Annotated in this window: 12 protein-coding genes; 11 read left to right on the top strand and 1 reads right to left on the bottom strand. The window is 34.0% G+C overall.

What is annotated here, in order from left to right; genetic code table 11:
• Nucleotides 1–219 precede the first annotated feature (219 nt).
• The gene (locus NLJ00_RS05955; protein ID WP_256636566.1) at nucleotides 220–825 is read left to right on the top strand and encodes a hypothetical protein; all 606 of its coding nucleotides are present in this window, start codon (nucleotides 220–222) and stop codon (nucleotides 823–825) included.
• A gap of 190 nt (nucleotides 826–1,015) precedes the next feature.
• Here the strand turns inward: NLJ00_RS05955 and NLJ00_RS05950 are convergent, their stop codons facing one another.
• Nucleotides 1,016–2,266 (bottom strand): NAD(P)/FAD-dependent oxidoreductase, encoded by a 1,251-nt coding sequence (locus NLJ00_RS05950; RefSeq protein WP_053472931.1) that lies wholly within the window; start codon nucleotides 2,264–2,266, stop codon nucleotides 1,016–1,018.
• Between the two features lie 101 nt (nucleotides 2,267–2,367).
• Between NLJ00_RS05950 and NLJ00_RS05945 the strand changes: the two genes are divergently transcribed.
• The 10 genes from NLJ00_RS05945 (at nucleotide 2,368) to NLJ00_RS05900 (ending at nucleotide 12,250) form a co-directional block, all read left to right on the top strand.
• Entirely contained in the window at nucleotides 2,368–3,888 is a 1,521-nt protein-coding gene (locus tag NLJ00_RS05945) for an HAL/PAL/TAL family ammonia-lyase (protein WP_256636565.1), read from the top strand.
• A gap of 27 nt (nucleotides 3,889–3,915) precedes the next feature.
• Nucleotides 3,916–5,025 carry a WG repeat-containing protein gene (locus tag NLJ00_RS05940; protein ID WP_256636564.1) on the top strand — a complete coding sequence of 370 codons (1,110 nt, stop codon included), beginning with the start codon at nucleotides 3,916–3,918 and terminating at the stop codon, nucleotides 5,023–5,025.
• A gap of 42 nt (nucleotides 5,026–5,067) precedes the next feature.
• Nucleotides 5,068–6,294 (top strand): WG repeat-containing protein, encoded by a 1,227-nt coding sequence (locus tag NLJ00_RS05935; protein ID WP_256636563.1) that lies wholly within the window; start codon nucleotides 5,068–5,070, stop codon nucleotides 6,292–6,294.
• A 102-nt stretch (nucleotides 6,295–6,396) separates the two neighbouring features.
• A complete protein-coding gene (fabG, locus tag NLJ00_RS05930; protein ID WP_053472934.1) occupies nucleotides 6,397–7,128 on the top strand; it encodes a 3-oxoacyl-ACP reductase FabG in 732 nt (243 codons plus the stop codon).
• 90 nt (nucleotides 7,129–7,218) lie between these two features.
• Nucleotides 7,219–8,454, top strand: a complete 1,236-nt coding sequence (locus tag NLJ00_RS05925; RefSeq protein ID WP_053472935.1) for a beta-ketoacyl-[acyl-carrier-protein] synthase family protein — start codon at nucleotides 7,219–7,221, stop codon at nucleotides 8,452–8,454.
• Entirely contained in the window at nucleotides 8,447–8,701 is a 255-nt protein-coding gene (locus NLJ00_RS05920; RefSeq protein ID WP_053472936.1) for an acyl carrier protein, read from the top strand. Before NLJ00_RS05925 ends, NLJ00_RS05920 begins: the two co-directional genes overlap by 8 nt.
• Entirely contained in the window at nucleotides 8,701–9,582 is an 882-nt protein-coding gene (locus NLJ00_RS05915; RefSeq protein WP_256636562.1) for an LpxL/LpxP family acyltransferase, read from the top strand. Before NLJ00_RS05920 ends, NLJ00_RS05915 begins: the two co-directional genes overlap by 1 nt.
• A gap of 185 nt (nucleotides 9,583–9,767) precedes the next feature.
• Nucleotides 9,768–10,670 (top strand): dialkylrecorsinol condensing enzyme DarA, encoded by a 903-nt coding sequence (locus NLJ00_RS05910; protein WP_256636561.1) that lies wholly within the window; start codon nucleotides 9,768–9,770, stop codon nucleotides 10,668–10,670.
• Between the two features lie 15 nt (nucleotides 10,671–10,685).
• Nucleotides 10,686–11,819, top strand: coding sequence for a beta-ketoacyl-ACP synthase III (locus tag NLJ00_RS05905; protein WP_256636560.1), 1,134 nt, complete (start codon nucleotides 10,686–10,688; stop codon nucleotides 11,817–11,819).
• Nucleotides 11,819–12,250: a hypothetical protein gene (locus NLJ00_RS05900; protein ID WP_256636559.1), complete on the top strand. Its 432-nt coding sequence runs from the start codon at nucleotides 11,819–11,821 to the stop codon at nucleotides 12,248–12,250. The genes NLJ00_RS05905 and NLJ00_RS05900 overlap by 1 nt, the downstream gene beginning before the upstream one ends.
• Nucleotide 12,251: the final 1 nt, after the last annotated feature.

Raw genomic sequence — 12,251 nt, 5'->3', positions numbered from 1 at the left:
TATACCACTTTAAAGTTAAAAAAAAACTATATAAATCAACAGTTTGGTAATCTCTATGAAATTAGTTTTCAATAGAATTCTTAGCAATGATTATAATGTTATTTTGTTTGCCAAATTGACAGTGTATGAGATTAACATAACTTTTATTTTAACAAGAAAAATGTTTGTATAAACATTTTAATTACTTTTAGCCCAGTAATTAACCAAAATAAATAAAAAATGAAAAAATTAATTTTTGCTTTATTTATTATTTCCGGAACCGCTTTTGCTCAGGACATGGAAGTAGTAAAAGGAAACTTTGATTTCTTAAAAGATCAAAAAGAAATCAATACCATATTTGATTATAGCAGCTTCACTATGATGAAAGAAAAAAAATCTGAAGCACAATACATTAAAGAACACAAAGCCGATTTAGACGAAAAAGCAAAAGGAAACGGAAATCTTTGGGAAAAAAGATGGGTTGTTGCAAAAGATCAAATCTGGACTCCAAAATTTTTAGAAATAGGAAACATCGTATTATCTAAAGCCGGAAAAGATGTAAATTTTCAGGAAGGATTAAATACTCCTTATACTTTAATTGTACAAACCGTATGGATTTATCCGGGCTGGGATGCAGGAATTATGAAACAACCTGCAAAAGTTACTACAAATCTTAAATTTGTTGAAACAGCGAACAAATCAAATGTTTTATTAGAGATTACAAGCGAAGAAGCTCCCGGAGATCAATGGGGAAGTAATTTTAGTAATGAAACAAGAATTGGAGAAGGATTCGCCAAAACTGCAAAATCGTTATCTAAGCTTTTATTGAAAAAAGCATTTAAATAAAAACATTTAATATTCCGTAGGAATATCTCGTTGGTAGAAAAAAATAGTTTTGTTTGGCATTTTGTCCTGTAGGGACATCTGTTACAACAATCAAACGTTCCTACGGAACGATAACCGCAATTTGAATTTTAATTCTACCAAGCAAACATTCCTACGGAATGAATTGTTTTCGAATAAAAAAAAGCCCTGATTATTCAGGGCTTTGTTCTTTTTGCATATTTAGTAAATACGCCATATTGGCTATTACGTGATCATGTTTCTTGACAAACGAATTCTCTTCGTTCCAAACATATCCTGCTAATACAGCACAAATTTTTTCCTTTACTTCAGGATTTTCCGGCTGATGGAAAAACAAAGTCTGAAGGTTTCCGGTATACCATTCCTTCACATATGTTGTAAATACTGAAATTCCACGTTTCATATATTGTGTAAATTCAACTTCCCAGTCAACAGGAATTCCCTGCGATTCTTTTAAATATAATTTTGCCGCCAGCATTCCAGACTCCGTTGCAAAAGCTACTCCAGACGAAAAAACCGGATCAAGAAATTCAGAACTGTTTCCTGTTAAAGCAAAACCATCGCCGTACATTCTTTTTACGGCTCTCGAATAATTTTCCAGCTTTACAGGTTCAAATAAAAATTCTGTGCCTTTAAATCTCTTAATGTAATAATCTGATAGCTGAATAGCGTTTTTCAAAGCCTCCGCATTATCTTTATTTTCAGAAAGTGAATTAATAAAATCTGTTGGGCCAACAACACCTAAACTCGTGTTTCCGTTAGAAAACGGAATCACCCAAAGCCAAACTTCAGTTTCTAAAATATCAAATGAAATCTGCGTTCCTTCCTCACCTTCCGGTCTGTTAATATCTTTTACGTGTGTAAAAATCGAAGAATGCGGGTCTAATTTCGACGGAGTATCTAAATCTAAAAGTCTTGGCAAAACACGACCGTATCCGCTGGAATCTACGATAAATTTAGCATGGATTTCTTTTAAATTTCCGTCTTTATCTTTTACAATTGTTTTTGAATTTTTTCCTTCAAAAGAAACCTCTAAAACTTCTGTTTCAAATTCCAGGTCAACACCTTTACGAACCACTTCCTGCGCCATTGTGTTATCAAAATCAGCTCTCGGAATCTGCCATGTCCAATCCCAGCCTTCTCCAAATTTCTTGCTGAAATCAAAAACACAAATCTCTTCACCCCTAATAAAACGGGCTCCCAATTTCTTTTCAAAGTTCATCGAATTAAGAGCATCAAACAATTCTGCCTCAGCAAAATGATCCATTACTCTCGGAATTAAGCTTTCGCCCACAACAAGTCTTGGAAACTTCTGTTTCTCAACAACTTTCACCTTAACATTGTTTTTATGAAGATACGATGCCGATACGCATCCAGATGGTCCGGCGCCTATTACTAAAACATCTACAAACTCCTTTGTCATAATAAAAATATTATCAATTATTAACCTACATTTGCCATCATCAAAATAACTACATTTATTTTGATAAATAAAATTAAATTAGCACAACCAAAAACGATTTAATGAATACAATTAATGAATATTTAAGTTTAGCAGAGTTTGAAGCCATAATCTTTGGGAATCAAAAAGTTACAATTAGCGATGTAGTTCTAAACCGAGTAAATGAAAGCTTCAATTTCTTAAAAGAATTCTCTGGAAATAAAGTAATTTACGGCGTAAACACAGGCTTTGGCCCAATGGCGCAATACAGAATTAAAGAGTCTGATCAAATTCAGCTTCAATATAATTTAATCCGCAGCCACTCTTCGGGAACAGGAAAACCATTAAATGCAGCTTGTGCAAAAGCAGCTATTTTGGCTCGATTAAATACGCTTTCATTAGGGAATTCAGGCGTACATCCGTCAGTAATTCATTTAATGTCTGAACTTATTAACAGAGATATTACGCCTTTAATCTTTGAACACGGCGGTGTTGGTGCCAGCGGTGACTTAGTACAATTATCACATTTAGCTTTAGTTTTAATAGGCGAAGGTGAAGTTTTTTATAAAGGCGAAAGAAGACCAACTCCTGAAGTTTTTGAAATTGAAGGTTTAAAACCAATTCAGGTAGAAATTAGAGAAGGTCTGGCATTAATCAACGGAACTTCTGTAATGACAGGAATTGGAGTTGTAAATGTATATCACGCTAAAAAATTATTAGACTGGTCATTAAAATCTTCTTGTGCCATAAACGAATTGGTTCAGGCTTATGATGATCATTTTTCTGCAGAATTAAACCAAACAAAACGTCATAAAGGACAGCAGGAAATTGCTGCAAAAATGCGTCAGAATCTTTCAGACAGTACATTAATCCGTAAAAGAGAAGATCATTTATATTCTGGAGAAAATACCGAAGAAATCTTCAAAGAAAAAGTTCAGGAATATTATTCATTAAGATGTGTTCCTCAAATTTTGGGACCGATTTTAGAAACGATTAATAATGTAGCCTCTATTCTGGAAGACGAATTTAACTCGGCAAATGACAACCCAATTATCGATGTAAAAAACCAACACGTTTATCACGGAGGAAATTTCCACGGAGATTATATTTCGCTGGAAATGGATAAACTGAAAATCGTTATTACAAAATTAACGATGCTTGCAGAACGTCAGCTGAATTATTTATTGAATTCAAAAATCAACGAATTACTGCCTCCGTTTGTGAACTTAGGAACATTAGGATTTAATTTCGGAATGCAGGGAGTTCAGTTTACAGCAACCTCAACAACTGCCGAAAGTCAAATGCTTTCGAACCCAATGTACGTTCACAGTATTCCAAACAACAATGACAATCAGGACATTGTAAGTATGGGAACAAACGCTGCGGTAATTACCTCAAAAGTAATCGAAAATGCTTTTGAAGTATTGGCAATCGAAATGATTACTATCGTTCAGGCAATTGATTATTTAGGACAAAAAGATAAAATTTCATCGGTTACCAAAAAATGGTACGATGATGTTAGAAATATAATTCCAACATTTAAGGAAGATCAGGTAATGTATCCATTTGTTCAAAATGTAAAAGATTATTTGATTAACAATTAATTGGACAGGAATCATATTTTAAAAAACATGAAAAAAATATTTTTTTTATTTCTAATAGCTTTTCAATTAGTTAATGCTCAAGAACTTGCTTTAGTTAAAAAAGACGGTAAATTTGGTCTTATTACAAAAGAAGGAACTTTTGCCGTTGAACCAAAATTTGACAGCGCAAGAGATTTTTCTGATGGATTAGCAGCTGTTAAACAAAATGGAAAATGGGGATATGTGGACAGAAAAGGAACTTTTGTAATTCCTCCAACATTTGATAATGCCAGAGATTTCAACAGCGGGATTGCTGCTATTGAAAAAAAAGCCGTTTGGTATTACATCAACAAACAAGGCGAAATATTAAAAGGTAATCCGGAATCTGATAAATTATTTGATTTTCATTACGGAGCAGCTTTTTTTAGACAAGCAGATAAAGTTGGGATCATCAATAATAAATTTGAAATTGTTCTGGCTCCAAAATATGATGTGATCAGAGCTTTTTATAATGGTTATGCAAAAGCTGCTGTAAATGATAAATGGGGAATTGTTGACCCATCTGGAAAAGAGGTTGTTGAAGCCATTTATGACGAAGTTGGTGATTATTACAACAACACAACCTGGGCAAAAAAAGGAAAAGATTATGGACTGGTTCATAACGGACAGTTTATTAAAATAGACGATGTAAGTGAATTTGGCGCTTTTGGAACGCAAGATTTAATTGCTGCGAAAAAAGGAGCAAAATGGGGATTTGTAAATTTTGAAGGACAATGGGTTCTTAAACCTCTATTTGACAAAACAAAACCATTCTCTAATAATCTAGCGCCTGTTCGCATTCGGGAAAAATGGGGTTATACCAATTTAGAAGGAATATGTGTGGTACAACCAATGTACAATGATGCAGAACCTTTTAGCGAAAACGGACTTGCTGCTGTAAACAAAGGATACGGCTGGGGATTTATTAATGAAAGCGGAATAGTAGTTATTCCGGCAGATTATGAAATTTCAGCAGCATTTGGAAGCTATATGCGTGAAGAAAAAGGATTTATTGGCGGATTAGCAAGAGTAAAACGTAACGGTAAATGGGGATTTCTTAAACCAGATGGGAAGCTTTTAATCGAATGGTTTCAGAATGCTGAACTCTTTCAGGAATAAAAAAAAGAATTTTTATATTATTAATATTGAATCTTAAAAATCATGAAAAAAACACTTATTTTTTTGTTGCTAAGTTTTATTCAATTTGTTAATAGTCAAGAACTGGCATTAGTTAAAAAGAATTCAAAAATTGGATATATTTCCAAAGACGGATCCTTTAAAATTGAACCTCAATATAAATCTGCCAAAAGTTTTTCTGAAGGTTTAGCAGCCGTAGAAGATAACGGAAAATGGGGTTTTATTGATACCAAAGGAAGCTGGGTAATTCCGGCGTCTTTTAATAATGCTAAAGATTTTAACAGCGGAATTGCAGTTGTACAAAAAGATAAGGACTGGGTTTATATTAATACAAAAGGCGAAATTTTAAAAGCACCTGCTACCGAAAAAATATTCGATTTTAATAACGGCGTTGCTTTTATAAGACAAGGAAACAAAGTTGGATTAATCAATTCAAAACTTGCCGTGGTTTTAGAACCAAAATACGATCAGATCAAACCTTTTGAAAATGGCTATGCAAGAGTAGAACTAAATAAAAACTGGGGAATTATAAATACTTCCGGAAAAGAATTAGTTGAACCGGCTTACGCAGAAATTGGAAACTATTTTAAAGGCACAACCTGGGCAAGAAAAGACAAAACCTTCGGACTTGTAAACGGGGGAAAATTCACTCCTGTTGATGGTGCCGAAAAAATCTGGGATTTTGAAACTCAGGATTTAACATATGCCAAAAAGAACGGAAAGATTGGTTTTATTGATTTAAACGGAAATTGGGTAATCCTGCCTATATATGATAAAGGAAAAGCATTCTCAAAAAATTTAGCTCCGGTTTTAGTTGGAAAAAAATGGGGTTACATCAATTTAAAAGGAACATTTGTAATTGAACCAACCTACAGCGATGCAGAAGTTTTTAGCACAAATGGTTTAGCTCCTGTAAAAGAAAGTAATTGGGGATTTATTAATGAAAGTGGAAAACTGGTAATTCCAACACAATACGGAATCACTTCAAACGGATTCGTTATTGCATTGTTTGTACAACAAGACAAAGGTTTTATTGATGGTCTTGCAAGAGTAAAAAATGAAGGAAAATGGGGTTTTTTAAGACCAGACGGAACTGTATTAGGAAACCAATGGTTTGAAAATGCTGAATTGTTTTCGCAAGCAGCAGAAAGAGAAAAAAGGGAAACAAGCGTAGCTGCTGAAACTCCAAAAGCTGAAACAAAAACAACAGCAAAACCAGCCAGCAAACCAGCAACTAAGAAAAAGAAATAAAATTTACATAAATGAAATCGCCAATAAATAAAACGTTTGTGAAACAAACACCAATAAAAAAGCGATAACATTTATGACCTATAAAAAATAAAATCAACATAAATGAAATGTGTATTAGTAACAGGCGGTTCAAGAGGAATTGGAAGTGCTATTTGTAAAAAATTAGCCGTTGAATCTAATTATCATATTCTGATCAATTATCATTCAAACAAAACTGCTGCCGAAGAAACACTTCAGGAAATACAAAAATTAGGCGCAACCGGAGAAATTTTAGGTTTTGATGTTGCCAATTTTGAACAAGTACAAACTGTTTTAACGCAATGGCAGGAATCAAATCCCGAAGCTATTGTAGAAGCTATTGTAAACAATGCCGGAATTACAAAAGACGGTCTTTTTATGTGGATGACTCCCGAAGACTGGAACGGTGTTGTAAATACAAGTTTAAACGGGTTTTTTAATGTAACGCAGTTTTTTATTCAAAAAATGCTTCGCAATAAATACGGCCGAATTGTAAATATGGTTTCTGTTTCGGGCGTAAAAGGAACAGCAGGACAAACCAATTATTCGGCTGCAAAAGGTGCAATTGTTGCCGCAACAAAAGCATTGGCACAAGAAGTTGCAAAACGTAATATAACGGTAAACGCAGTTGCCCCGGGTTTCATTAGAACAGATATGACAAGTGCGCTTGACGAAAAAGAATTATTAAAGCTGATTCCGGTAAATCGTTTTGGCGAAGCCGAAGAAGTTGCAGATTTGGTAAGCTTTTTGATTTCAAAAAAATCGAGCTATATTACCGGCGAGATTATTAATATAAACGGAGGAATATATTCTTAAAATACTATGTTTGCATAATAAATAGATTAAAAAAATTGTGCCTTTGTTTAAAAATTACACTTTAAGGATAAAAAATTACTTTGAAAGACGATGAATAAGAGAGTTGTAATTACTGGAATGGGAATTTATTCTTGTATCGGAACTTCTTTAGATGAAGTAAAGGAATCATTGTATAACGGAAAATCGGGTATTCAGTTTGATTCAGAACGAAAAGAATTTGGTTTTCAGTCAGCCTTAACCGGAATGGTTCCTAAAGCTGATTTAAAAAATCTATTGACCCGAAGACAGCGTATGAGCATTGGTGAAGAAACCGAATATGCTTATATGGCTACTATCGAAGCACTGAAAAATGCCAATATCGACGATGCTTTTTTTGACACTCGCGAAGTTGGAATTATGTACGGAAACGACAGCGTTTCTAAAGCAATAATTGACGCTACAGATATCGTGCGCGAGAAAAAAGATACTGCCTTAATTGGTTCAGGAGCCATTTTTAAATCGATGAATTCTACGGTAACGATGAATCTTTCCACGATTTTTAAACTTCGCGGCATTAATTTAACCGTAAGTGCTGCCTGTGCGAGTGGTTCACATTCTATTGGATTAGCTTATTTTTTAATAAAAAGTGGTTTTCAGGATATTATTATTACCGGAGGAGCACAGGAAATCAACAAATATGCAATGAGCAGTTTTGATGGTTTAGGTGTTTTTTCTAACAGAGAAAGTGATCCTGAAAAAGCTTCAAGACCTTTTGATGCCGGACGTGACGGATTAATTCCGAGTGGCGGAGGTGCAACTTTAATTCTTGAAAGTTACGAATCTGCAATTGCGCGTGGAGCTAATATTATTGCCGAAGTTTCAGGTTACGGATTTTCATCAAACGGCGGACATATTTCGACTCCAAATGTCGAAGGTCCCGCTACAGCAATGCAAAGAGCACTTGACGATGCTAAACTAAAAGCATCAGATATTGAGTATATAAATGCACACGCAACCTCAACTCCGGTTGGCGATGCAAACGAAGCCAAAGCTATTTTTGAAGTTTTTGGTGAGAAAAACCCTTATGTAAGTTCAACAAAATCAATGACAGGCCACGAATGCTGGATGGCCGGAGCAAGCGAAATTATCTACTCTATCATAATGATGCTGAACGATTTCATTGCACCAAACATCAATTTAGACAATCCAGATGAAGATGCTTCAAAATTAAATTTAGTTAAAACTACGTTAAACAAAAAATTTGACATATTTTTGTCCAATTCTTTCGGTTTCGGAGGAACCAACTCGGCGTTGGTGGTTAAAAAGTTTAAATTGAACGATGAATAAAGAAGATATTATAGCAAAAATCAATGGTTTTTTAGTTGATGAATTTGAAGTAGACAATGACGACATTGAACCAAATGCTAATTTAAAAGATACGCTTGGCTTAGATAGTTTAGATTATGTTGATTTAGTAGTTTCAATAGAATCAAACTTTGGCGTAAAACTAGTTGAGGCAGATTTTGTTGGAATTTCTGATTTCCAAAGCTTCTATGACCTTATCGAAACCAAATTAAAAGCCAAAACAGCTTAATGAGTGAATGGGATGGCAAATCAAAAGGAACTGTTTTAGGTTATAGAATATTCGTTTTTTTGATTCAAAAAGCGGGTGTCAAATCTGCTTATGTTTTACTTTATTTTGTCGCTTCTTATTACTTTTTATTTTTAAAGAAAAGCAATCGCGCTATTTTTTATTACTTTAAAGAAAGGCTTCAATATTCCTATTTTAAATCAAAAAAAATGGTTTTCAAAAGTTATTACACTTTTGGACAGACCATTATTGATAAGGTTTCCATTTCGGCAGGAATGCGAAACAAATTTACCTATGAATTTGACGGGATTGAGATTTTAAAAAAGCTCCTGGCCGAAAAAAAAGGCGGTGTTTTAATTAGTGCACATGTTGGAAATTTTGAAATTGCAGAACATTTTTTAGGCGATATCGATCTTGATTTTCAAATCAATTTAGTCACTACAGATTTAGAACATTCTGCCATTAAAAATTATCTGGAAAGCATTACCCAAAAACCAACCGTAAAATTCATCATTATCAAAGAAGACTTGTCTCATATCTTTGAGATCAATGCGGCTTTGGCAAATAACGAATTGGTTTGTTTTACAGGCGACCGTTATTTTGAAGGCACAAAATCACTTTCTGAAAACATTTTAGGCAAAGAAGCCAACTTCCCTGCCGGGCCATTTTTAATTGCATCACGATTAAAAGTTCCGGTTGTGTTCGTTTATGTTATGAAAGAGCCAAATTTACATTATCATTTATACGCAAGAGAAGCCGCAGTTAAACACCGTGACGAAAAAGGATTGCTGAAAGAATACGTAACAAGCGTAGAAAGTATCCTTAAAAAATATCCGCTGCAATGGTTTAATTATTTTGATTTTTGGAATGATTTGAAGAAATAGACCACTGGTTTTACGGATGAAACGGGTTTACACAGGTTTTCTTTATCAGTAACTAAACAAAAAATAATCCGCGTAAACCCGTTTTATCCGTAAAATCCGAGGGCCAAAAACCTCACAACAAACAAGAAAAATCCGTTTAAATAAATTTACTTATTTTTGTTCGCAACCAAAGCAAACAAACCTCAATGAAAAATGTTCTTGTTATTTATTATTCTCAATCCGGACAGTTAGAAACCATTGCGCAAAACATCGCAAAACCATTTCTAAATTCAGAGAATATAAAGGTGACTTTTCACGAAATACAATTAGAAAAACCCTTCCAGTTTCCGTGGAGTAAAGATGCTTTTTTTGATGCCTTTCCAGAATCTTTTTTACAGATTCCAACGGCATTAAAACCAGTTCCTGAAGAAATTTTAAACACAAAATTTGATTTGGTACTTTTCCATTATCAGGTTTGGTATTTATCACCTTCAATCCCAATAAACTCGTTTTTGAAAAGTGATGAAGCCAAAAAAATTCTGAACAACACGCCGGTTGTAACTATCAGCGGTTCAAGAAACATGTGGATTATGGCGCAGGAAAAAATTAAAACATTACTAAAAGAAGCCAATGCACAATTAGTAGGCAATGTTGCTCTCGTAGATCGTGTTGGAAATTTAATAAGTGTTATTACAATTGTAGAATGGATGTTTTCTGGTGTTAAGAAAAAATATTTAGGCATTTTTCCATTGCCGGGAGTTTCAGAAAAAGACATTAATGAATCTCCAAAATTTGGAGAAGTAATACTTTCATCATTTAATGAGAATGATTTAGACGATTTACAGCCAAAATTGGTAGGAATTGGAGCTGTAAAAATTAGTCCGTACTTAGTAACAGTAGACAAAACGGCTAATAAAATTTTCAATAAATGGTCAAACCTGATTTTTAAAAATCAAAAAAACCGAAAAAAGCTTCTAAAAGTATTTAATGTTTATTTATTCTTGGCAATTTGGTTAATCTCACCAATAGTGTATATATTGCACTTTATTTCCTACCCTTTTAAGTTAAAAACCATAAAAAGACAAACTCAATATTATCAAGGAGTTTAGACGAGAATTTAGATTATGTTTGAAGTATATATAACAAAAGCTGCAAAATATTTGCCTAACGAAGCTGTTTCAAATGATGAAATGGAAGCTTATTTAGGACTTATCAACGATACTGCCTCAAAAGCAAGACGTATTATTTTGCGCAATAACAAAATTACAAGCCGTTATTACGCTGTTGATAAAGCAGGAAAAAGCACACACAGTAATGCCGAATTAACTCGCAATGCTATTTTGCCGTTGTTCGACGAAAATTTTACGCCTCAGGATTTAGAAGTACTTTCATGCGGAACCTCAACTCCGGACATTTTTCTGCCTTCACACGCGGCAATGGTTCATGGTTTGCTAAAAAATAAATCGGTAGAACTAAACTCTTCAACAGGAGTTTGCTGTGCCGGAATGAACTCCCTTAAATTTGGTTTTCTTTCCGTACGTTCTGGAAATTCAAAAAATGCAATCTGCACAGGATCTGAAAAAGTTTCAACCTGGCTGAATGCTCAAAAATACAATCACGAAGCCGACAATTTAAAAAATCTGGAAGAACAACCAATTATCGCTTTCAAAAAAGATTTTTTGCGCTGGATGTTATCTGACGGTGCCGGAGCTTTTTTATTAGAAAATAAACCGAGAGGCCCAATTTCTTTAAAAATCGAATGGATGGAAGCTTTTTCGTATGCATACGAATTAGAAACCTGCATGTACGCCGGAGGTGATAAATTAGAAAACGGAGAAATAAAATCATGGAGCGATTACGCACCGGAACAATGGCTGAACGAATCTGTTTTCTCCATTAAACAAGATGTTAAGCTTTTAGATGAATTTATCCTGTCAAAAGGTGCCGAAAGCATGAGAGATGCGATGGAAAAAAACAACATCAAATCTGACGATATTACTTATTTTATTCCTCACGTTTCTTCTAACTTTTTTGTGGAAGGACTGAAAAAAGGATTAACCGAAAAAGGAATCGGAATGAGCGATGACAAATGGTTCATGAACCTTTCCAGAGTTGGAAATGTAGGTTCTGCTTCTATTTATCTGGCTTTAGAAGAATTAATGAATTCAGGAAATTTAAAAAAAGGAGATAAAATTCTTTTATCAGTTCCGGAGAGCGGAAGATTTTCTTTTGCATATGCTTATTTAACAGTTTGCTAATGGAAACAATGGCACTTTTAGAAAAAGAAATGGTCGAAAATTTATTACCTCAAAAGTTCCCTTTTGTAATGGTTGATGCTATGCATTCTTATACCGAAACTTCTTTGGTTTCTGGTTTAACAATTCAGCAGGATAATATTTTCGTAAAAAAAGATATTTTTCTGGAAGCTGGTTTAATTGAACATATGGCACAATCTGTGGCATTGCATACAGGATATCAGTTCTTTTTAAGAAACGAAACTGCACCAACAGGTTACATTGGTTCTATTAAAGAAATTGAAATTAAAAAACTGCCTCAATTAAACGACAACATTCAATCTGAAGTAACTATTTTGCAGGAATTTGCAGGAATCACTTTGGTGAATATCGTTACGACATTAAATAATGAAGAAATTGCAAACGGACAAATGAAAACCGTTTTAGCTAAATAAT

Origin of the sequence: Flavobacterium panici (assembly GCF_024499525.1) — a bacterium.
Classification (GTDB): Bacteria; Bacteroidota; Bacteroidia; order Flavobacteriales; family Flavobacteriaceae; genus Flavobacterium; species Flavobacterium panici.
This window is presented reverse-complemented; position numbering and strand designations above follow the sequence as displayed.